This window comes from Micromonospora sp. NPDC049081, from assembly GCF_040648835.1.
GTDB classification, from domain to species: domain Bacteria; phylum Actinomycetota; class Actinomycetes; order Mycobacteriales; family Micromonosporaceae; genus Micromonospora; species Micromonospora antibiotica.
In genome coordinates this window covers 22714-44274 of sequence record NZ_JBEZEK010000038.1, presented here as the reverse complement: position 1 = coordinate 44274, position 21561 = coordinate 22714, and the positions used below count along the sequence as shown (strand labels likewise).

At 71.5% G+C, this 21561-nt stretch carries 19 protein-coding genes; 12 read left to right on the top strand and 7 right to left on the bottom strand.

All coding sequences use genetic code 11. From position 1 onward, the window contains the following. Positions 1-80: 80 nt before the first annotated feature. Both AB0B63_RS30885 and AB0B63_RS30880 read left to right on the top strand, forming a co-directional pair. On the top strand, positions 81-383 hold the full coding sequence (locus AB0B63_RS30885) for an SLATT domain-containing protein (RefSeq protein WP_357025260.1): 303 nt from the start codon (positions 81-83) through the stop codon (positions 381-383). Further along, positions 380-1669 carry a nucleotidyltransferase gene (locus AB0B63_RS30880; RefSeq protein WP_357025257.1) on the top strand — a complete coding sequence of 430 codons (1290 nt, stop codon included), beginning with the start codon at positions 380-382 and terminating at the stop codon, positions 1667-1669. Before AB0B63_RS30885 ends, AB0B63_RS30880 begins: the two co-directional genes overlap by 4 nt. 523 nt (positions 1670-2192) lie before the next feature. Here the strand turns inward: AB0B63_RS30880 and AB0B63_RS30875 are convergent. From AB0B63_RS30875 to AB0B63_RS30860, 4 genes are read right to left on the bottom strand one after another with little or no spacing between them, the layout of a single operon-like run. Further along, the gene (locus AB0B63_RS30875) at positions 2193-5261 is read right to left on the bottom strand and encodes a helicase-related protein (RefSeq protein WP_357025254.1); all 3069 of its coding nucleotides are present in this window, start codon (positions 5259-5261) and stop codon (positions 2193-2195) included. A gap of 23 nt (positions 5262-5284) precedes the next feature. Then, the gene (locus tag AB0B63_RS30870) at positions 5285-7036 is read right to left on the bottom strand and encodes a phospholipase D family protein (RefSeq protein ID WP_357025251.1); all 1752 of its coding nucleotides are present in this window, start codon (positions 7034-7036) and stop codon (positions 5285-5287) included. Further along, entirely contained in the window at positions 7023-8258 is a 1236-nt protein-coding gene (locus tag AB0B63_RS30865; protein WP_357025248.1) for a DUF6361 family protein, read from the bottom strand. The genes AB0B63_RS30870 and AB0B63_RS30865 overlap by 14 nt, the downstream gene beginning before the upstream one ends. Then, positions 8255-9025, bottom strand: coding sequence for a DUF429 domain-containing protein (locus tag AB0B63_RS30860; RefSeq protein ID WP_357025245.1), 771 nt, complete (start codon positions 9023-9025; stop codon positions 8255-8257). The genes AB0B63_RS30865 and AB0B63_RS30860 overlap by 4 nt, the downstream gene beginning before the upstream one ends. 565 nt (positions 9026-9590) lie before the next feature. Between AB0B63_RS30860 and AB0B63_RS30855 the strand changes: the two genes are divergently transcribed. From AB0B63_RS30855 to AB0B63_RS30840, 4 genes are all read left to right on the top strand, one after another. Then, positions 9591-10844 (top strand): S1 family peptidase, encoded by a 1254-nt coding sequence (locus AB0B63_RS30855; RefSeq protein ID WP_357025242.1) that lies wholly within the window; start codon positions 9591-9593, stop codon positions 10842-10844. Between the two features lie 29 nt (positions 10845-10873). Further along, a complete protein-coding gene (locus AB0B63_RS30850; RefSeq protein ID WP_357025239.1) occupies positions 10874-11434 on the top strand; it encodes a hypothetical protein in 561 nt (186 codons plus the stop codon). A gap of 103 nt (positions 11435-11537) precedes the next feature. Then, positions 11538-11960 (top strand): MerR family transcriptional regulator, encoded by a 423-nt coding sequence (locus AB0B63_RS30845; protein ID WP_357025236.1) that lies wholly within the window; start codon positions 11538-11540, stop codon positions 11958-11960. Beyond that, positions 11957-12865, top strand: coding sequence for a TIGR03619 family F420-dependent LLM class oxidoreductase (locus AB0B63_RS30840; RefSeq protein ID WP_357025234.1), 909 nt, complete (start codon positions 11957-11959; stop codon positions 12863-12865). The genes AB0B63_RS30845 and AB0B63_RS30840 overlap by 4 nt, the downstream gene beginning before the upstream one ends. Here the strand turns inward: AB0B63_RS30840 and AB0B63_RS30835 are convergent. The 3 genes from AB0B63_RS30835 to AB0B63_RS30825 all read right to left on the bottom strand — a co-directional run bounded on the left by AB0B63_RS30835 (position 12851) and on the right by AB0B63_RS30825 (position 16468). Next, positions 12851-13714, bottom strand: a complete 864-nt coding sequence (locus tag AB0B63_RS30835; RefSeq protein ID WP_357025231.1) for a hypothetical protein — start codon at positions 13712-13714, stop codon at positions 12851-12853. The two genes, AB0B63_RS30840 and AB0B63_RS30835, sit on opposite strands and share 15 nt — an antisense overlap. Beyond that, positions 13711-14889, bottom strand: coding sequence for a DUF916 domain-containing protein (locus AB0B63_RS30830; RefSeq protein WP_357025228.1), 1179 nt, complete (start codon positions 14887-14889; stop codon positions 13711-13713). The genes AB0B63_RS30835 and AB0B63_RS30830 overlap by 4 nt, the downstream gene beginning before the upstream one ends. 70 nt (positions 14890-14959) lie before the next feature. Then, positions 14960-16468: an HtaA domain-containing protein gene (locus AB0B63_RS30825; RefSeq protein ID WP_357025225.1), complete on the bottom strand. Its 1509-nt coding sequence runs from the start codon at positions 16466-16468 to the stop codon at positions 14960-14962. 195 nt (positions 16469-16663) lie between these two features. On the opposite strand from AB0B63_RS30825, the gene AB0B63_RS30820 reads away from it, so the two are divergent. Genes AB0B63_RS30820 through AB0B63_RS30795 form a run of 6 tightly spaced genes read left to right on the top strand, consistent with a single transcriptional unit; the run spans position 16664 to position 21492 of the window. Continuing rightward, positions 16664-17497 carry a hypothetical protein gene (locus AB0B63_RS30820; RefSeq protein WP_357025222.1) on the top strand — a complete coding sequence of 278 codons (834 nt, stop codon included), beginning with the start codon at positions 16664-16666 and terminating at the stop codon, positions 17495-17497. Then, entirely contained in the window at positions 17494-18510 is a 1017-nt protein-coding gene (locus AB0B63_RS30815) for an ABC transporter substrate-binding protein (protein WP_357025219.1), read from the top strand. The genes AB0B63_RS30820 and AB0B63_RS30815 overlap by 4 nt, the downstream gene beginning before the upstream one ends. Continuing rightward, positions 18507-19604, top strand: coding sequence for an iron ABC transporter permease (locus AB0B63_RS30810; RefSeq protein WP_357025216.1), 1098 nt, complete (start codon positions 18507-18509; stop codon positions 19602-19604). The genes AB0B63_RS30815 and AB0B63_RS30810 overlap by 4 nt, the downstream gene beginning before the upstream one ends. Beyond that, complete coding sequence (locus AB0B63_RS30805) at positions 19601-20509, top strand: heme ABC transporter ATP-binding protein (protein WP_357025214.1); 909 nt, start codon at positions 19601-19603, stop codon at positions 20507-20509. The genes AB0B63_RS30810 and AB0B63_RS30805 overlap by 4 nt, the downstream gene beginning before the upstream one ends. Continuing rightward, positions 20510-21187 carry a biliverdin-producing heme oxygenase gene (locus AB0B63_RS30800; RefSeq protein WP_357025211.1) on the top strand — a complete coding sequence of 226 codons (678 nt, stop codon included), beginning with the start codon at positions 20510-20512 and terminating at the stop codon, positions 21185-21187. It abuts the gene before it with no gap. Next, a complete protein-coding gene (locus AB0B63_RS30795; protein ID WP_307799991.1) occupies positions 21184-21492 on the top strand; it encodes a DUF2470 domain-containing protein in 309 nt (102 codons plus the stop codon). The genes AB0B63_RS30800 and AB0B63_RS30795 overlap by 4 nt, the downstream gene beginning before the upstream one ends. Positions 21493-21561 lie beyond the last annotated feature (69 nt).

The window sequence follows — 21561 nt, the reverse complement described above, 5'->3', positions numbered from 1 at the left end:
CCGGTTGACCCCCATCGAGTACGAGACCATCATGACCCCACCGGCCAATCAGGCCGCGTGACTGAAACTGTCACCTATCGGTGCAGCAGACCCCGCACCGCGACATCGCCTCGCGCTTGTGGGACGTGCGCGAGTCGTACCTGTCTCTGATCGTCGACCTGATGTCCGGCGCGACGTCGGCGTCCGATGCCCGTGAGCGCCGTGACAAGCTCCAGGAGGCCACGCGTGCGGCCTACGCCGACGCGCCCAGGACCACATCCAAGGCTTACGGCAAGGCGCAGGACGGGCTTAAACACAACGAGGAGCTGACGTTCACGTCACGCGAGGTTGATCTCTTCCTCCCGGAGGCCCTCCGGCTCAACGAGAGCGAGGCGGCCGCATGAAGGTCGCGGAGATCTTCGACACACTTCTCGAGAACCTGAAGGTCGGCGACGCCAGCACCACCATCGCCGCGCGTCGGGATGAAATCACTAAGGCGCTGAATAAGGACTTCAGGTCGGTCGAGGGATCCACCGCGAACCGGCTAATGGTGGGCTCCTACGGGCGACACACGGCGATCCGTGGGGTGTCCGACCTCGACATGATCTACATCATCCCGGCCAACCTTCGCTCGAGCTACGACAGCGAGACTGGGCCGCGGAGGATCCTCAGCCGCGTCCGGGAAGATCTGAAGGCTCGTTATCCCAACACTGATATCCAGGTCGACCAATGCGTTGTGCGGGTGCAGTTCACCAGCAACAAGTTCAAGTTCGAGGTTCAGCCGGCCTTCGAGAACGCTGACGGCACCTTCGACTACCCGGACACGAAGTCCGAGAGCTGGAAGGTCACCAAGCCGCGCCACGAGATCACGGCGACCAAGGACTGCAACGATCGCACGTCGAAGAACATGCGCCACCTCGCTCGGATGACCCGGGCGTGGAAGGACACGAACGGCGTGGTCATGGGCGGCCTGCTTATCGACACGCTGGTACATCGGTTCTTCTCGAACACCACCGAGTACGACGACAAGGGGTCTCTCTGGTTCGACTTTATGGTCCGGGACTTCTTCAAGTTCCTCGCGGAGGAGCCTGACAAGGACTACTACCTTGCGCTGGGCAGCAACCAGCGTGTGACGGTGAAGAAGCGGTTCCAGCCGAAGGCGAAGAAGGCATACAGCCGCTGCCTCGAGGCTATCGCCGACGAGGGCAAGGCATCTGCGAACAAGAAGTGGCGCAAGGTGTTCGGCACGGCGGTTCCGCTTGAGACCAACGAGTCCGCCCGTTCGTTCATCGACACGGAGGAGTTCATCGAGAACCTGTTCCCCGTCGACATCGGGCACTCGGTGACGATCGACTGCGAGGTCACGCAGAACGGCTGGCGACCGACCCTGCTGCGGATGATGCTGCGCGACCGGACTCCGCTCCTCGCGAACAAGGGCCTCGAATTCACGATCATCGAGTGCAGCGTCCCAGAGCCGTATGATGTGAAGTGGAAGGTGCTGAACCGAGGGGACGAGGCCGAGCGCCGGAACAACATCCGCGGCCAGATCATCTCGTCGAGCCGCCCCGGCGTGAGGCACGAGCGAACCAGCTTCCGCGGGGAGCACGTTGTCGAGTGCTACATCGTCAAGGACGGGATCGTGGTCGCACGGGACGTCATCGACGTGCCGATCAACACCAACGCGGCATAGCGCTACAGAGCGGCGATGGTCGTCGTTGCTGGTCGGCGGTCGAAAAGTCGGGCTGTATGCAGAGAATCGTGCATACCCCATCTAAATATACTAGGCCGCCCACAAGGGCACATAGTGCATCATCCCCGCGCGGACCCTCAGCCGCGCCACTCGCGGCTTTAGGGGATTAATTTTCAGGTGAACTTGCGGCGATTGACCGAGAGTTCGGCTGGTCCATGGTCGTCCAAAACGCGGACCTGCGGGTGCTCGCGCGCCATGGACAGGCGGCATCTAGTGGTACGTGGTACCCCGCCCAATTGCGGACCGCCAGGGAAATCTTGGCCTGCCGGCGTTGTATGGGACCGACGAGCACGGCATCGACGTAGCTCTTAACCTGCGGGACTGCCTGGACTGGGCGGTACTCGTAAGACTGGGGCTGACCTGGTGATCCTGTGCGGACCGTTAGTGTTGAAGCTGCTGGTCCAGTGGGGCTTTGCCCCGCTGCATGTGTGAAGTCCGCTGGTCAAGGAAGCCGGCTGGTCTGTCACTGAGGCAATCTTTCGGGGGCCGGTCGTAGGTTCAGGATTTCGGTCGCGTCTGTCCTGTCGGTGGTGTGGCGTCGAAGTAGGTTGAGGAGGTCTTCCTGTCGTGGTTGGCCGAACGCCAGTCGGTACACCGCCAGGTCAGATTTGAGCCGGTCTAGCCTCGTCTGGTCGCGGCTGAGTGGGTACGGCAGGACGTGTCGTTCGATCTTCGCCCGCCCGGGGAACACCCAGTACGGCGCGAAGTCGCCAAGCTCTCCAGAAACCACTCGTGCCGCGTCGTACAGGGCTTTCCACACGTCCGGCTCGGGGGAGCGCAAGGCATCAGCGCGGTGTGCGGCGGCGATGTTACGGCGTACGGCGTGTCCGCCGAAGCGGTGGACCCGGCCTTCGCGTTGTTCGAAGTCGACGGGGTTGGCGGGGGTGTTCCAGTGCACGACGGCGGAGCACCACTGGTGGAAGTCGATGCCTTCCTGGCCGGCGCTGGTGGTGGCGACGACGAATGGCCAGAAGGGGCTGTTGAAGGCTCGGCGTACGACTGCTTTGCGGTCTGCTTGGGTTTGTTCTTCGCCGCGGCCGCCGTAGCGCAGCGCGAACCGGCCAGGCAGTTTGATCCGCTCGTCGGGGTGGTGCGGGTCGAAGGCTTCGTAGGTTGACGGTCGGCTGGCGATCGCCAGCCGTGCCTCATCGGCGAGCTGGCAGAGGTTCTCGTCGTCGAGGCGGGTGTCGGCGGTGCCGCTGCGTAGGGTGTGCAGGTGCTCGTCGAGGACGGCCTGTAGATCACCGGCGGCGCAGTAGCGCAGTACTGCCTGCCAGTAGACCGGGCCCATGGACAGGCTGTCGAGCAGTTGGGCGGATTCGGGCCGGTTGAACAGGGACCGGAGTCCGTTGGCCAGGATCGCCGCGGCGCGCCAGTGCCCTGCGGGTGTGACTGCGTCGTCGGGGTGGATCAGTCGGGACAGTGCCCGCCAGGCGATGTTGCCCGGCCCGTGCATGCCGATCTCCGCGACGCTGCTGAGCAGACCGTGGAGATGGTCTGCTGCCGGGTAGCGGGCGTTGTCGGCCAGCTCCCGGGCTCGCCCCACGTGCCGGTCCAGGCCGGTGGCCGTTGCGTCCTCGTCGGCGGAGGTACCCAGGGCGGCAGCGGCGTCGTCGCAGCCGGGGTCGGCGCCGGGCCACCGGAAGACCAGTTCCCACGGCTCGGCCGGGGTCGCTTCGGTGACCGCCGTATCGGTGGAAGCGCGAGCGAGCAGCCGCTCCCGCACCTCGCGTTCGAGCACGGCCAGCGGCGCGGTCTCGTCCGGTCGCTGCCGGGCCAGGGCCAGCGGGTCGCACAGTGTGGCCAGGGCGGGATGGGGCCAGAAGAGTGCCAGGGCGCTCATTGCCGCTGGGCGGTTGTTCTCGGTGCGGTAGTCGAGGTGCCGGTGTCCCTCCCCGTGGCCGCCGAGCCGGCGTTCGGCTTCGTAGCTGAATAGTCCGGCCACCGCGGTGGGGGTGGCGTTCCAGGAGGAGAACAGCAGCCGCTTGGTGATGCCTTCGGCCGCCGCGGTGGCGAACGGTTCGTCGAGGGTGTGGTACGGCAGGGACGGGGGCAGCCACAGCAGTCGCCACCAGCCCCGGTCGACGGTGTCCGCGGCGAGTCGCCGTAGCCGGCCGTTGCCGAGATCGACGGGTTCTCGTCGGTTGATCATGTCGGCGTCGAGTAGTTGCGCGGTGGCCAGCAGTGCGGTGACGTCGGGGTCCGGCTTGCCGTCGAGGGCTTTTCGGACCTTGTCGCCGAGTTGGTAGCCGTCGAGGAAGTTCAGGAAGTAGGGGGCGGACTTCCAGTACTCGACCGACATCCGTGCGCCGACAACGTCGGCGACCCGACGCATCGCCACGTAGCCACGCACGTCACGGGTGTCGAGGTCGTCGGCCAGGTCGAGGTGTTCGCGTAGCATCCCGTCCTGGCCCAGCGCGGGCCGCTCGGTGCGGCACATGACCCGCAACAACAGGGCGCGCACCCGGTCGCGCAGGTCACCGCAGGGCTCGCCGCGGACCAGGGCGTCCCGGTACGCCTCGAAGGCCTTCGTCACGTCGGCGTGCCAGGACTCGTCGTCGGTGAGGAAGCGCAGGACCTGCCGAAAGTCGCGGTAGTGGTCCTCGCCGGCGCCGGCTTCCTCGGCGAAGGTGAACGGTTTGTACGGGGTGGCCGACAGCAGCAGCACCCGGGCGGCTCGATGGTCGAACAGGTGCCGGGCGAGTTCCGCGCTGTCGCCACCGTCCGGGTCGAGGAGCTCCCGGAACCGCTGGAACTCGTCGAGGATGACCAGGTCCGGGTCGAGGACCTCGACACCGGCGGTGGCCAGCGCCGTTCGCAGGGCACCGGTGAGTGTGCGGGCCTTCTCCCGCAGCGCGTCGGGCAGGGCGGGGCGTCGACCGATGCCGTCGAGTAGCGCGTCGAACTCGTCGAGCAGGCCGCCCTGGCGGGCACGACGCAGGAACCCCTCGGCGATCGTCGGGTCGATCTCTCCTTCGAGTTGTTCCCAGAGCCGGTTGCACTGATCCTCGAACTTCTCAGGGGTGGCGACGGTCGCCTGCAACGCGCGTAGCGCGGCTCGGGTTCGCCAGCCGTCCCACGAGTGGGCCTGTTCGAGGAGTAGGAAGATCAGCGCCCGCTCCTCTGCGGCACCGGTTAGCCGGCCCTGGTCGAAGGAGGTGCCCGGGGTGAACGCGATCAGATTGATCGGCTTGCCGGTGGTGGCGGTCGCGGCGTTGAGCTTGTGTGCGTGTTTGGCGAGCAGGGTGAGTCGGCTGGACAGGGTGACGGTCTTGTCGGCGGTGACCCGTAGCCGGTCGATGTTCTGCCGGGCGACGTCCTGGTTGGAGCAGACGTAGATGATGTCGACCCGTTCAACGCTGTCGTCGTCCTGTAGCCGTTGCAGGGTTTGGGCGATGACGCCCCGGGCGACGACGCTCTTGCCGAGTCCGGTTTCGTCGGCGACGAGGAACCGGCGGGTCGGGTCGGCACCGAAGTACCGGTCGACGACATGCGCGACGGTGGCGCGCTGGAAGTCCTTTAGGCCGGCCATGACCGGCCCCGCGTCGTACCGCTTCACCGGTCCACCGCCTCTGGGTTCGCGTTCCGTGCCTGGTCGATGACCCGCCACAGCTCGGTGAATCCGGGCGGTAGCAGTCGTCTGCTGTCGCCGTCGGCTTCGATACGGGCGACCATCCGGGCCAGGTCGTCGAGCTGCTCCGGGCGGTCCACGAGAGCGTTGAGTAGCAGTTCGAGGATGCCGGTGCCGCCGGTACGCCAGATGCCCTGCCCGTCGGCGTCGCCGGTCACGGCGGCGGCAGCCTCGGTGCCGAGGCCGAGCATCAACAGCAGGAACCGCAGGAACTTCTCCGGCGTGTCGATCTGGTGGGCGAGGACGTGGTCGAGCCGGTGGGCGGGGTCACCGATCAGGGTGGCGAGGACGACGGTCTGCTCCCGGCCCGTACGGTCTTCGGCGACCACCAGGATGAACGGGGTGATGTCGGCCAACGCGAGCCCGGCGAACACCGCGGACACCCGTTGGCCCGGAAGCAGCGGCACAGTTTCCCCACGGCGGGTGTGCAACTGCGCGGTGATCCGTACACCCGTCACCTTCGGAACGGCTTCCTGCGAGTCGAGCCGGATCTCGTAGCCGCCGGCTGAGGTCGTGACGGTGGCCGACATGGGTATGGCGGCGATGTCCCGGATGAGATCGCGCAGAAACCCGGTGTCGGGTTCCGGCTCGGTGACGTCTTGGCGGTTGTGCCGTTCGAGGATCTCCCGGAAACCGGCGTCGGGACCGAGGAGGGCGTTGATCCCCCACCGGTTCCGGCTGCCGCCCAGTTCCACCAGCAACTCGACGTTGCCGCCGAATGCCGCGTCGGTGGCGTTCGCCGAGCCGAGCAGGACCCGCGCATGGTGGCCCTTCTCCACGACGTACACCTTCGCGTGCAGCCCGTGCAGCACCTCCTGACCCGGCGGCGCCTCCTCGGCGGGCAGACCGGCCAAGGCGCTGACCACGAACGCCTCGGAACCGGCCAGGCTCTCCTCGGGCAGGCGGTCGAGCGCCTCCTGCCGGCTCACCACCGACAGCGCCCCGCTGGGCGCGCACCGGTTCAGGCCACCCGGCGTGCAGAACGGCGAGATGACCAGGTGACGAGTCCCCGCGAAATCCGGCGGGCGGCTACCAGGCACCCCCAGGGCGTGAAAGACGATCCCCTGAGCATCCTCGGGTGGTTCCCAATCGGCGCGACGCAGGTCCTCGCACAGCGCCTCGATCGCCGCGTGCCGGGCGGCCGGTAGCGGCGTGACCGCCAGCCGCACCGCATGCCGCAGAAGATCGACCAGAGGCCGGTTGTCCTTCCTCGGGCGGGTGCCGGGCACGCCATCCAACCGAAGGCACACGTCCCAGCTGCGATCCTTGGTCAGATTGCGGCTGAGCACCAGCAGCCGCAGCGACACCTCTCCCGTCGTGTCGTCGCGGAACCGCAGCATCCACAGCTTGGGGTGGAACAGGTGACCCGGCTTGGGCCGGTGCACCTGGTGCACCATCGGCTCGACGAACGCCAACAGCGCCGACGCCCCTGACGGCACCACGATCTGCCCCGTCTGACAGAACACGTCGATCCGGTCCGCGCAGCGCCGTACACCCTCCATGACCGCGATCGGGTCCGCCGACTCCCGCAGGCCATGCGCGGCGAACGCCAACGGTGCGACCAGCAGACTCTCCAGATCCAGGGTGAACGTCAACGCCACCGCCCGGCACAACCGCGCCCCCGGCGGTGGGCGCAACGCGTCGAGCAACAGCGCGCGGGAGTCAGGCGCGAGCACCGGCAGCCTCCGAAGGACCAGCAGCGCAACCGTCGTGGATGTCGGCAAGGATCCGGCGAACCTGCGGCCAACGGAACACCAACTGTCGGCTGCCCGACGCGCCACTCCACGTACGCAACAACTTGTCGTTGACCAACCGCGACTGGCCCTTCTTCACCGACCGCTCCCGCTCGCCGACGAGATCCCGCAGGGCCGGGTCGCTGGCCGCCTCGCCGGCAGCCCCGCTGGTCACGGCGTCGAGCCACCGCTCGATGAACTGCTTCGCCTTGACGTTCGTGCTGATCCGCGGATTCTTCTCGATCAGCCGCGTCCACATCCCTGACCGATCCCAGCCCTTCAGGTCCGGCTCCGCCGACACCCCATCGCTCCATGCCGACAGCCTGTCGCGGTAGCGAGCCGCCGGCTCCTCATGCTCGGACAGGCCCGCCTGCTCGTACCGCTCGGCGACGAGCAGGTTGTACAACAACGCCGCACCATGCATCGCCAGCGAGAAGCGCTGCGTGTCCCGAACCAGGGAACCGATCGGCTCCGGCGCGGCCAGTGCCATCGGCTCGTCCCACGGCGCATCGCCCTCCGACCCAGGGCGATGCGCGGGCTCGAGGAGGTACGCCAGCAGGGTGCCGGGCACCGCGGCGATGATCCGCTCGCGCAGCCAACGGGCCTCGTCTGGGAGTAACCTCAGCCCGCCCTCGACCTTCTGTGGAAAGTTCGGCGGTGCCCCGGGCAGGGTCGGATGCCAGCTGCCGCGTGACCGCTCGGTCAGCTCATCAGCCTCGGCCAGCCGGGATACCAGCCGTCGGTCCGGTGCCGTGTCATCCTCACCGCTGCGGATGCCGTACTCCTGGAGAGCAACGGCGTAGATGTTCGAGGGCAGGGTGCGAACCCCGACTCCGGCACGCCTGCCGATCATGCCCTCCGTGTCGCTGCCACGCAGCAGCGCGGCGATCACCTTCCGCTCGTTGCGGTCGACCCGCGCGGCGAGACGATCACCACGTAGCCCACGCTTCTGCGCATCCTGGTAGCACCAGGGCACGATCAACAGGTACCGTGCCCGGTTCTGCAGGACCGACGTGCCGGGGAACAGCAGGTCGCTGAACGCGTCGCGGACCTGACCGATGCCCAGCTCGTCCCGGCTCTCCGTGTCGCTGAAGAGCTTGAGCAACTCGCGCATGCGTTGCTGATCCTCGCGAGACGTGTCCAGCCAACTCAGCCCCGAGGTCATGAGCGCCTCCCGCCGGCTTCGGTGCAATCGACAAGGTCGCTGAGCGGCCCCGTGGGCAGGGCGATCCAGCCCTCGACTCCTGCGATCTGCCGTTGCTCGTCGTCGGGTCGGGTCGCCCTGCCTGTCGCGGCGGCACGTGCGTTGAGGGCCGCGACGACCGCATCGAAGGCGTCGTGGCTGCGGCGACACAGCGCCTCGGAGGCACCCATTTCCAGCCAGGGTGCGGCCGCGCAGAGCGCGGTCACGAGGTCGGCATGCTGCGTCTTCTGGCCACGCCCCTTGTAACCGCGGTACGTCAACCCCCAGCGGCACAGAGCTGCGGCCGGGTACACCTCGACGACTTTGCCAACGCCGCACCGGTCGACGTCCTGGCCGGCGGCGGCCAGCATCGCCAACAGCCCGACACATCGGAAGGCGGCATGGGCGATGCGGTCCGCGGCGACGCTGAGCGGAATGATGCCGGTCGTCTCGCGTACCACCTCGTCGGTCAACCGGTAGGCCAGGCGACGCCGCCACCGTGCGGCATCGCCGTCATCGACGGAGACATGGCCGGACCGGTGGGCCGTGACGAGCGCGACGAAGGGTTCCGGCCAGCCGAGTGGGCAGTCCAGCCCGACCTTGTCCGCCTCCTGGCTGGCCTTGACGATCTGGGCGTCACCGACGTCAAGGGCCACGTCTCGCACCACTGCGCGGTCCGACAGCCATTCGATGGTCGCCATCGCCGTACGTTTGTCCGCCGCTGCGAGGTCGACGCCGAGGGTCAGCACCGCAACACTCTAGGTGCCGCCCATGCGCCGAGACATGGATCAACAGACTGTCGTTGTAGGACGTTCAGGTACGCGTGACCCCCGATCGGTGAGCGAGAGTGGGTCCAGTCCCTGTGAGTGATTCCGCGCCAGCACGGCCAGGGCCTACCGTGATCCATGGTCAGCTGGTTGTCATGATCCATGCGGTGTCTCCGTGGGTGCTCGGGCGCGATGGGACGGGGCCAGCGCGCGACGGACTGGGCTGGACGCCGTCCCGTGAAGCTGGGGCCTGACCGCGAACAGATGGACTCACGCGACTCCGTTGGACCAGGCGACTCGACCAAGATCAACCTCCTGATCCGCGGGTTCGGGGTTCGGGCCGCGGTGGACATGAACACGAAAGGCCCCGACCCGGGGACAAACCCGGGTCGGGGCCTTTTCGGGTTCATGCCCGGTGTCCGGGTGTGTCCAGTCGCGTCCAGCATCCCGCTCGCAGCCTGCTGCCTGTTGCGAGGCTTGCCGTCCCGGTCCGGGGGCGTTCGGCTCCTGACCCGGCCGACCAGTCCCCTCGCGATGGGAGCGGTGAATGTCAGAACGTGCCGTCAGTTACCCGGAATTGAGAAGACCAGGCCGCAGGGCCCTGCTCGCCGTGGCACTCGCCGCCGTGACGTCGGTGGCCTTCGTCCCGACGGCCGCAGCGGCCGGACCGGCCGGTGACCGTCCGGCCCGGCCCGGGGGCGGGGTGGATCTGACCCGCACCGACGGCCGGGCAACCCCGGCTTCCATCGGTGGCGTCGCCGACCGGGGCCGGGCGGGCGGAGCCCCGGACATGGCCGAGGCGATCGCCGAGCAGCGCGGCATCAGCCGTGCAGCCGCCGAGAAGCTGATCAGCGTCGAGAACGCCAACGTGCGACTCGCCAACCGGTTGACCACCGAGCTGGGTGCCAGCTCCGGCGGCGCGTACCTGTCCGACGGCAACCTCGTCGTCACGGTCACCGACGCGGCGGCTGCCGCGAAGGTGACCGCCACCGGCGCGAAGGCACGCCTCGTCGCCCGCAGCGAACGGCAACTCCAGGGCATCCAGCGCGCGCTGGAGGCCGCGGCGAGTGAACCCGACACGACGTGGGGGGTGGACCCGCAGACCAACCAGGTGGTGGTGAGCCTGCCGGCGTCGGGGGCGAAGAACGCCGTGCAACGCTCGGCGGCGCGCAGGTTCGGCTCGGCGGTCCGGTTCGAGACCGGCACCGGCCCGATCCAGCCGAACGTCGGGATCTCCAGCGGGGACTCGTTGGGTGGCTGCTCGGCCGGCTTCACCGCCACCGACTTCACCTTCAACTACATCATCACGGCCGGCCACTGCACCCAGGGCTTCCCACACTGGACGCTGCCCAACGGGCAGGACGTCGGGCCGTCACTGGAGAGCAACTATCCGGAGAACGACTTCGGCCTCATCTGGATGAACGGTCCGTCGGTCTGGGCCACCGGCACCATCAACCTGTGGAACAACACCAGCCGCAGCATCCACGGCTGGGCGACGGCCGTGAGCGGGCTGTCGGTCTGCAACTCCGGCCAGACCACCGGATTCAGGTGCGGCTCCGTGCTCAAGACCAACGTGACGGTCAACGGCACGGGCGGCACCGTACGCCAGATGATCGAGACCAACATCTGCACCCTCGGCGGCGACAGCGGAGGGCCGCTCTTCGCCACCAACACCGGGTACGGGCTGAACTCGCACGCCAACCGCAACGGCAGCCAGTGCAACTCCTCGCCCCGCACCTGGCACCAGCCGGTGGGAGAGGCGATCACCACGTACCAGGTCGTCATCTACGGCGCGCCGTGACGAGCGGCGACAAGCACAAGGAGACCGCGATGAGAAGCGCATTCACCCGCGCCGCACGCCTCACCGCCGCGGCCGTCATGGCGACGACGGTGGCCCTCACCGTGGCCGTCGGCCCCGCCCAGGCGGACCTCTGGCAGCACACCGACGGGTTCGAGAGCAGCCCGGCAGCGGTGTGGGAGTTCCACCGCTCCGGCGCCGGGAGCGGAGCCTTCGAGCTGGGCGCGGGGAAGGCCCGCTCCGGTGCCAACAACGCCATTCTCACCACGTCGGCCGGTGGCTGGTCCGGGGTGGGCAAGCTGCTCACCGTACGGCCGCGTACCGCCGGGCACAACACCACCTGCGGCGGCGGGTTCTTCGTCCAGGCGGTCAGCGGCCCGGCGGTGCTCAACGTCGAGGTGATCGATCCGGCGACCTGGAACTACCTCGCGCTGCGCACCGTCCGGATCACCGACACCGTCTGGCGGCGGCACGACGTGGCCAGCTACGCGAACGGCCCGAGCCAGGTGTTCGTCCGGGTCTCCCTGCTGGGCGGCAGTGGCCCCGTACGGGTGGACGACATGGCGTTCCAGTGCACCTTCTTCAGTAACTGAGCAGGTCGACCACGGCGGGGCCGGCGCGCGTGGCGTCGGCCCCGTGACGCCCGCACGCGATGACTTGACCGTGACGTCAGTGTCAGGGTTTTAGCATCGCCGGGTGGGTAAGGGGACCAGTGACATGCGGATCGGCGAATTCGCGCGCCGCTGCGGGGTCAGCGCCCGTTCGGTGCGGTACTACGAGCAGCAGCACCTGATCGCCCCGGGCCGTGCCGCCAACGGTTATCGGGAGTACGACGAGTCGGCGGTGGTCCGGGTCCGGAACATCCACGAGCTGCTCGACTCCGGCCTCACCATCGAGGACATCCGGCTCTCGATCGACAAGGGGTGCCTCGACGAGCCGTTGAGCACCCTGCCCCGGTGCCCCGACGCGCTGCGGATCGCCACCGACCGGCTCGGTGCCCTGGACCGGCGGATCGCCGCTCTCCAGGACCTGCGCGGGCGGCTCGCCCGGCAGCTCCTGGCGACCAGGTCGGCGATGGCCTGCGCCGGGGAAACCGTGACCGACGAGTGGACCCGATGAGATTCGGACTCTCCCTCGAACCGCAGGCGTGGCCGGGCGACACGGGTGCCGCCGTGCTCCGGGCGGCACGGGACGCCGAGCGGATCGGCCTGGACCACGTCCTGATGGCCAACCACGTGCTGGAGAACCCGCACGGTGCCGGCTTCGACCCGGTGGTCCTGCTGGCGGCGGTCGCCGGGGCGACGACCCGTCTGGGGATCGCGACGAGCGTGCTGGTCCTGCCCTATTACCAACCTGTGGTGCTGGCCAACCAGCTCGCGACGCTGGACGTCGTGTCGGCGGGGCGGCTGGCGGTCGCCGTCGGCACCGGATGGAACCCGCAGGAGTTCGCCGCGCTGGGGGTGCCGCTGCGGCTACGTGGCCGGCGGACCGACGAGAGCCTGGAGGTCATGAAGGCCCTGTGGGCCGGCACCACCGCAGACCTGGACGACAGGTTCGCCGGCCTGCGCGACACCCGCACCGGTGTTCCCCCGTACCGGTCCGGCGGGCCACCGGTCTGGGTGGGTGGGCACAGCGACGCGGCGATCCGGCGGGCACTGCGGTTCGGGGAGGGCTGGCACGGTTCCGGCCTCGACCACGAGGAGGCCCGCTACGTCCGGCGTCGGATCGAGGAACTGGCCGACGGCACGGGACGTGACCCGGCGACGATCGAGATCAGCACGGTCGGGTTCCTGGTACCGCCGGGCATGCCGGCGGTCCGGCCCGCGCCGGGCCGGCTGATCGGCGGCACCGACGCCAGCACCGAGGCGATCGTCGAGGACCTGGGCCGGCTCGCCGACGCGGGCGTGTCGATGTGCTCGCTGTGGATGCCGATCGACGGTCGCCTGCTGGATGCGGCGTTGGAGTGGCTCGCCGGCGAGATCCTGCCCCGGGTGCAGCGTACGAGCGGGTCAGGTCCGCGCTAGCCGCCGCTCGCCGGAGGGCGTCCGGCGTCGTGCCGGCCGGGCGAGCAGCAGCACGACCGTGAGGACGGCGGCGGCGACCGGGAGACCCCAGGGCCGCCGGGTAGCCGCCACGGTGAACGCGAGCGGCCGACCGGGCACCGCGATCCGGCCGTCCACCTCGTACCGGCCGAACGGGGCCGCGTCGGTGGGCACCGGGACGTGGTACTCCCGGGTCTGCCCGGCGGCGATGGTGCCCAGCGCCGGGGCGGCCACGATGGTCCGGGCCCGGCCGGGTGGCCCGACGGTCAGTGCGAACGCCGGGTCGGTGATCTCCTGCGGGCCGGTGTTGTGCAGGGTGATCCGGACCGCGAGTTCGCCCGGTAGGCCGAACCAGCCGCGCGGCCCGGACCGGTCGACGGCACGCAACGCCACCAGGGTCAGCTCGGGCGGGGTGATGGGCGCGGCGGCCGGGGCGGTCACCCCGGCCAACGTCAGGTCGGCGACGGCGGTGGCCGTGCCCGTCGGCGTCCGGACCCGCAGCACGCACGGGCAGGCCACCGGCGGGGCGACCAACAGCACCGGCAGGGTGGCCCGGCCGGACGGCGGCACCTGCCCGTGGGTGGCGGCCCCGGTCGCGCAGTCGAGCGCGCCGCGCCGGGCCGCGTTGCCGCACACCTCGGCCTGCACTGTGCCGGCCGGCCAGCTGTCGAGGCCGACCAGCATCCGCTGCCCGACCCGCAGCATCCCTGCCGGCACGGTGACGCCGGGACCGCCGCCCGCCGGGGTGCCGGCCGGGGCGGGTGTCCCGGGGGCCGGAGCCAGCGCGGCGGCCACGGCCAGCAGGGCGACGGCACGCAGCGGCCCGGTCATCGGGCGGGCGGGGCGTCGGGACGCGGGTCGACACCCGGGGTCGACCCGGCGGCGGCAGCCGGAGTCGGCACGGTGGCGGCAGCGCCGGTCGCGGCGGAGGCGGTCGCGGCCGGTGGCGGGGTGGCGGCAGGGTCCTGCTGACCGGGGGCGGGGTCCGGGGTGGACGGTCGACCGGCGGCAGCGGCCTTCCGTCGCCACCACCGTAGCCCGGCCCAGCCGGCCGCCCCGGCGAGCAGGGCCAGCAGCAGCCACGGCGCAGCCCACACCCCGGCGGTACGGACCACCGGCGGCAGGGCGGTGTCCGTGCTGGTGGCCGCGATGTCGACCTCGGCGGTCAGCCGCAGCAGCGGGGGCACGCCGGTGATCCGCTCGGTGACGGTGAAGGTGCCCCCGGGCAGCAGCTCCGGCAGGTCGGTGGGGGAGGTGCGGGCCTGTTCCCGGCCGAACGGCGCGCGTACGGTCACCGTGGCGCTGCCGCCGATCCGGACGTTGCCGTCGTTGCGCAGCCGGTAGCGGACCACCAGGTCGCCACCGGCGAACGGGTTGACCGGGTTGGCGTAGGAGACGTCGACCGCCTCGACGGTGACGGCCGGCCGGACCGGGCCGTCGACCCGCAGGTAGACCCGGGCGGCCAGGCGCTGGTCGACCAGCACCCGCTGCCCGTCGGCGGTGGTCCGGACCCGGGCGACGGCACCGATCACCCCGCCGGTGTGGTCGCCCGGGGTGGCGTTGGCCGGCACGGTGAGCCGGAACGGGATGTCGACCCGCTTGCCCGCCGGAATCGTCCATTCGCGCCGGTCGACCCTGATCCAGGAGCCCACGTCGGTAGCCGGCCGGTCCGCCGGCAGCAGGGCGAACGCGCCGTCGGTGGAAGTGTAAGCATCGGTGCCGTACACGTCGAAGGTGACCGGGTGGTCGCCGAGGTTGGTGATGCCGACGTGGTCGGTCAGGGTGCTGCCCGGGGCCAGGTCGTAGATGAAGTAGTTGCGCCCGGTCGGGCCCTTGGCACTGGACGGCTGGACGGCCCAGCGCGCCGCGCCGGTCTCCCCGGCCCCGGCTGCCGGGCCGGGCGACGGGGCGGGCGCGGCGGGGGCCGGTGCGGGCGGTGCCGTCGCCACGAGCAGCGCGGCGGCGAGCACGGCGCTCGCCCGGATCAGGGTGGTACGCAGGGACATGCCGGGCTCCGCAAGGGTGATCGGGCCCGGTGGGCGGGTGGCGAGCCCGTCCCACCGGGGTGTTGCCGAATCAGGAGAGGGTGAGGGTCAGCACCGCGCTGTAGTCGCCCGCCGCAGCGGACGCCGGAACCCCGAGCTGGAGTTCGGCGCCACAGGTGAAGGTGCCGTTGCTCGCGCCGGTGGCCGAGGTGCACAACGCACGTGCCGTGCCCAGGCCGGCACCGGGCGCGGCGGGTGCGCCCGGGGTGACCACGCCGGGGGTCCCGGCGAGGCCGTCGATGCCGACGGTGGCGCTCGGCGTCCAGCCGAGGTTGTCCGCGGCGATGGTGCCGCCGCTGGCCGAGGCGAAGTCGGCGACCTGCCCGACCAGGCTCCAGCCGGCGTTGGTGCCGCGCAGGTCGGCCACGGTGGCGGCGTTCAGCGCCCCGGTGGTGACCTGCCCGTTGCTGACCGCCGGCAGGGTGACCGAGGAACCGGTCACGCCGAGGGTCAGCGCACCACCGGTGACGGTGGTGGTGATCTGCTGGCTGGCGTCGCCGCCACCGGCCGGGGTACGGCTGAACGTCACCGGGGTGAAGGTGTCCTGGCTCCGGTCGGCCGCGCCCCGGGCGGCGAAGGTGATCACATAGCACTGGACCTTCGTGCAGTCGACGGACGTGCCGGTGCGGTCGGTGTAGACCGCGCTGATCGGCAGGGTGGTGCGGAACGTCCCGTCGGCGTTGAGCCGGTCGCGGGCCTCGGTCGGCTCGTTGGACTTGTTGACCCACTTGGTGACCTGGAGGACACCGGCGTTCGTCCAGTGCTCGTCGACCTTGCGGCCGAAGGAGACGTAGATCCCCGCCGCCCCGTTGGCCTCCGGGTCGAAACCGCTGCCGGTGACCGTGATCGTCGCCCCGGCCGGATCGAGCCCGGTGGCCGGGGTGACGCCGACCGCCGGGCCGGCCGGTTCGCCGCCGCCACCGGTGGAGAAGGTGAACGACAGCGGGTCGAGTGCGGAGCCGGCGGAGTAGAAGCCGTTGAACGCCGAGGCGCCCTCGGCGGTCAGCGTCGCCGCCAGGTCGGTCGCGGTCACCGTGCCGCCGCTGCCACCGGGGTTGCCGTCGGTGACGGCGATGGTGGCGATGGTGGCCTGGCGGACCGAGACCGGCTCGGCCGCGGTGGTGGTGAGGTCGACGTCCGCGGTGACGGCGGCGGTGCCACCGGTCACGACGACCGTCGGGTTGGCCAACGAGATGGTGAAGAAGTGCGCCGGGTACGAGAAGACGATCTTCCCGCCGTACCGGGCGTCGATGGCCCCGGTGCCGGCGTCGTGCGTCCCGCCCTTCGCCGGGAAGGTGAAGGTGCCGTCGCTGTTGATGCTGGCGCCCTCGCTGGCGGCGATCGGCGGGTTGCCGTTGCCGGTGTTCAGGTAGGCGCGGAACGATGCCTTGAAACCCCAGGTCAGGCTGCCGGAGCGGATGTCCGCCCCGGCGGCCTGGGCGGGGCTGACCCCGACGAGTGCGGCCGACGCGCCGAGCAGGGCGACCGCCGCCCACCGCGCCGACCGCCACCGACCGGTGCCGGTGCTGGATCTGACCATGCTGCTCCCTCTGTTGTCCCCAATACGGACAGTGGTTGAGGTTAGGCAAACCTAACTACCGCGGCACAGTGGGCGGTGGGTTGAAGATCTTGACCCGAAGAACCCCTTGTGAACTGCGGATCTCTCGCTTAGGTTAGGCAAACCTTAGCTACGGTCGGTGTGTCAGCCGGCCCGATCAGTCATGTGGGGAGCCTGATGCGAGCACTGCGTCGCGCCGTCCTGACCGCCACCCTGATCACTGTCGGTGTCGGCCTGCTGCCGACGTCGGCCCACGCCGGCACCGGTCGGGGCGCCACCGGGCAGGCCCTCACCGTCACCCCGAGCGCCGGGGTGGGCCGCAACGGGGCCACGGTGACCGTCACCGGCAGCGGATACGACGTCACCAAGGGCATCTACGTCGCCTTCTGCGTGGACAACGGAGCCGGCGTCGCCCCCAGCCCGTGCGGCGGCGGAGCCGACACCACCGGCAGCACCGGCGCCTCGCACTGGATCTCCTCCAACCCACCCTCCTACGGGGAGGGCCTGGCCGTGCCGTACGGCACCGGCGGCTCGTTCCGGGTCAGCCTCACCGTGGCCACCCGCATCGGCGACGTGGACTGCACCGTCCGCCGGTGCGTGGTCGCCTCCCGGACCGACCACACCCGCACCGCCGACCGTTCCCAGGACGTCCGGGTGCCGATCACCTTCGCCGCCGCGCCCACTCCGGCGCGTACCACCGCCGCCGCCCCGGCGACCACCGGCGTCGGCGGCGGCACCGGTCGGACCACCCCACCGGCGGCGGCACCGACCGGCGGGGCCGCCGCGCCCACCGGCGCGGGCCCGGTGGCGACCGCCGACGGGAGCGTCCCCGTCGGGGCCGGCGGCGGGACCGACCAGGGGGGCCGGGTCGGGCAGACCGACCAGGCGCAGGTGACCCGGGTCAGCGCCGCCTCCGACACCGGACGCTGGTGGCTCGCCGTGCTGGTCGTACCCGTGCTCGGGGTGGCGCTGCTCGCCGGCCTGCGCCGTCGTCGCCGGGCCACGTCATGACCCGACGCGCGCTGCCGCTCGTCCTGCTGCTGATCGTCGGTGGCCTGACCGCCTGCACCGACCCGACGGCGCAGGCGCAGCCGACCGCACCGACGTCCTGCGGCCCGGTCACCGCCACGCTGCCCGACACCGACGTCACCCCGCTGGTCCCGCCGCCGACCCCGGCCCTGCCGGTGACAGTCAGCTCCACCGACGGCGTCGCCAGCACGGTCACCGATGCCACCCGCATCCTGCCGGTCAACCTCTACGGCTCGATCGCTGAGATCGTGTTCAGCCTCGGGCTCGGCGGCAACGTCGTCGGCCGGGACACCTCCACCACCTTCCCCGCCGCCGCGCACCTGCCGGTGGTCACCCCGGCCGGACACGACCTGTCCGCCGAGGCGGTGCTCGCCCTCGCCCCGACGGTGATCCTCGCCGACGACAGCATCGGTCCACCCGAGACGCTGCGGCAGTTGCGCGCCGCCGGCATCCCGGTGGTCCTGGTCGCCGCCGAGCAGAGCCTCGACGCCGTCCCCGCGCACGTGCGGGCCATCGCGGCGGCGCTCGGCGTCGGCGCGGCCGGCGACCGGCTGGTCACCCGGATCGAGGCCGAGATCGCCGCCGCCCGCGCCGGGGTGCCCGACGGCCCGGCCCCCCGCGTCGCCTTCCTCTATCTGCGCGGCACCGCCGGGGTCTACCTGATCGGTGGGCGGGGCGCCGGCTCCGACGCGATGATCGAGGCGGCCGGGGGAGCGGACGCCGGCACCGCGATCGGCCTGGCGAAGTTCCGCCCACTGACCAGCGAGGGCCTGATCAACGCGGCCCCGGACGTGCTGCTGGTGATGAGCGGTGGGCTGAAGTCCGTCGGCGGCGTCGACGGCCTGCTCAAGCTCCCCGGGGTGGGGCAGACCCCGGCCGGGGCCGCCCGCCGGGTCGTCGACATGGACGACGGCGTCCTGCTCACCTTCGGCACCCGATCCGGGCGGGTGGTGCGGGCCCTGGCCGACGCGCTGCACTGCCGGACCCCCCGGTGACCGCCACCGACATCCGGCCGGCCACCGGGGAGACCGCAGCCGGCCGCGACCGCCGCCGTCGGGGCCGGCGCGGACCGGTCCTGCTCGCCGGGCTCACCGCCGGCCTGCTGCTGGTCGCCCTGATCGCCGCCGGCCGGGGGCAGGTGGCCGTCTCCCCGGCCGAGGTACTCGGCTCGGTGCTGCACCGCCTCGGCCTGGACCTCGGCGCCCGGCCCGCCGCCCCGCACGGCGAGAGCGCGCTGTGGCTCGTCCGCTTCCCCCGGGTCGCCCTCGCCGCAGTGGTCGGCGCCGCGCTCGGCTGTGCCGGTGCGGTGATGCAGGGGGTGTTCGGCAATCCGCTGGCTGAACCGGGCGTCATCGGCGTCTCGGCGGGCGCGGCGGTCGGCGCGGCGCTGGCCATCGTCACCGGTGTCACCGTCCTCGGTGGCTGGACGGTGCCCGCCGCCGCGTTCGCCGGTGGCCTCGCCACCACCTGGCTGGTCTACCTGCTGGCCCGCTCCGGCGGCCGGACCGAGGTGGTCACCCTGGTGCTCACCGGGGTCGCGGTCAACGCCGTCGCCGGTGCCGCCATCGGGCTGCTGATGTTCGTCGCCGACGAGTCGGGCGTGCAGGCCATCGCCTTCTGGAACCTCGGCAGCCTGGCCCAGGCGAACTGGTCGGCGGTCGCCCTGGCCACGCCCTGCCTCGCGGTCGGGCTGCTCGCCACCCTCGCCGACGCCCGCCGGCTCGACCTGCTCGCCCTGGGTGAACGGTCCGCCCGCCACCTCGGGGTCGACGTGGAACGGCTACGGGTCCGGATGATCGTGGTCACCGCACTGCTCGGCGCGGCGGCGGTCGCCTTCACCGGCATCATCAGCTTCGTCGGCCTGGTCGTGCCGCACCTGGTCCGGATGGTCGCCGGCCCCGGGCACCGGCTGCTGCTGCCGGCCAGCGCCCTCGGTGGCGCGATCGTCGTCATCGTCGCCGACCTCGCCGCCCGGACCCTCGTCGACTACCAGGAACTGCCGTTGGGGGTGCTGTCCGCGATCGTCGGCGGCCCCGCCTTCTTCTGGCTGCTGCGCCGCACCCGCGACCGCGCGGGAGGCTGGGCATGAGCGGGGACGGCCCCCGGGTACGGGACCGCCGCCGACGGGTCCGGCTGCGGCTGACCGGCCGCCGGTCGACCCCCCGGCCGCCTGCGCCGGCGACACCGGGCGGCATCCGGGTCCAGGTCACCGGGGTCCGGGTCGAGCGCGCCGGCCGACCGGTGCTCGACCAGGTCGACCTGTCCATCCGCGCCGGTGAACTGCACGCCCTGGTCGGCCCGAACGGCGCCGGCAAGTCCACCCTGCTGGCCGCCGTCAGCGGTGACCTGCCGCTCGCCGCCGGGACCGTCGAGGTGGACGGTCGTCCGCTGGCCGAATGGTCGGCCGTGGAGTTGGCGATGCGCCGGGCGGTGCTGACCCAGCGCAGCACCCTGAGCTTTCCGTTCGCGGTGGTCGAGGTGGTCCGGATGGGCCGGGCACCCTGGGCCGGCCGTCCGGAAGAGGCCCACGACGATGCGGTCGTCGCCGAGACCATGCGACGCTGTGACGTGATCCGGTTCGCCGCCCGCCCCTTCCCGTCGTTGTCCGGGGGCGAGCAGGCCCGTGCCGCCCTGGCCCGGGTGCTGGCCCAGCAGGCCGGGGTGCTCCTGCTCGACGAACCGACCGCCGCCCTCGACCTGCACCACCAGGAGCTCGTCATGCGGATCGCCCGGGACCGCGCCGACGCCGGCGACGCGGTGGTGGTCGTGCTGCACGACCTCGCCCTGACCGGGGCGTACGCGGACCGGATCACCCTGCTCGCCGACGGGCGGGTACGCGCCGCCGGCCCCCCCGACACGGTGCTGACCGCGCCCCTGCTCAGTGAGGTCTACCGGCACGACATCGAGGTCGTGCCGCACCCCGACACCCGCCTGCCGCTGGTCGTGCCCCGCCGTCGGGGCCCCGCCCGGAACACCCCCCGCACGGAGGAATAGATGGACACCCCGCCCATGCCGTTCTCGGCCCGGCTGCGGGCCGCCACCCAGGGCGCCCACGCCGCCGCCGAGAGTCAGCGCTACGTCTCCGCGCTGGTCGCCGGTGAGCTGGACCTCGCCGGCTACGTCGACCTGGTGGTCCAGCACCACGCCCTCTACCAGGCGTTGGAGTCGGCCGCCGGGGTGATGCGCGACGACCCGCTCGCCGGTGGGTTCGTCGACGACGCGCTGACCCGGCTGCCCGCGTTGGAGGCGGACCTTAGCCGGCTGGTCGGCCCGGACTGGGCGTCGCGTACCGCGCCGAACCCGGCGACGGTGGCCTACGCCGACCGGATCCGGGCCGTCTGCGGCACCTCCCCGGTACGGTTCATCGCCCACCACTACACCCGCTACCTCGGTGACCTCTCCGGCGGCCTGTACATCGGACGGGCGGTGTCCCGGCGGTACGGGTTGACCGACGGGTCCGGGGTGGCGTTCTACGCCTTCGACCGGATCACCCGGCCGAAGGCGTACAAGGACGCGTACCGGGCGCGGTTGGACGCCCTGCCGATGAGCGCGGCCGACGAGGCGGCGCTGCTGGACGAGGTGCTGGTGGCGTACCGGCACAACATGGCGGTCTTCTCGGCCCTGGCCCGGCACGTGCCGGACGGCCCGGACGCCACGGAGGCGGTGGCGTGACCGGGCAGCCGTTCGACGCCGACGTCGTCCGCGCGGTCAGCCGGCACATGAACGACGACCACGCCGGGGACGCGCTGCTGATCTGCCGCACCCTCGGCGGCTGCCCGGACGCCAGCCGGGCGCGGGTGACCGGGCTGGACGCCGACGGGATGGACTTCGCCGTCACCCTCGACGACATCGAGGTGCCGGTGCGGGTCCCGTTCGCCCACCGGCTCACCGAGCGGGCCGAGATCCGCCGGGAGGTGGTCCGGATGTACGAGCAGGCGTGCGCCGCGCTCGGCGTGCCACCGCGCCGGGCCGGCTGAGCACCCGGCGGTGGGGCGTCGCGGGGCCGACCCGGTGCGGGCCGGCCCCCACGGGCGGGGCCGAGCCGG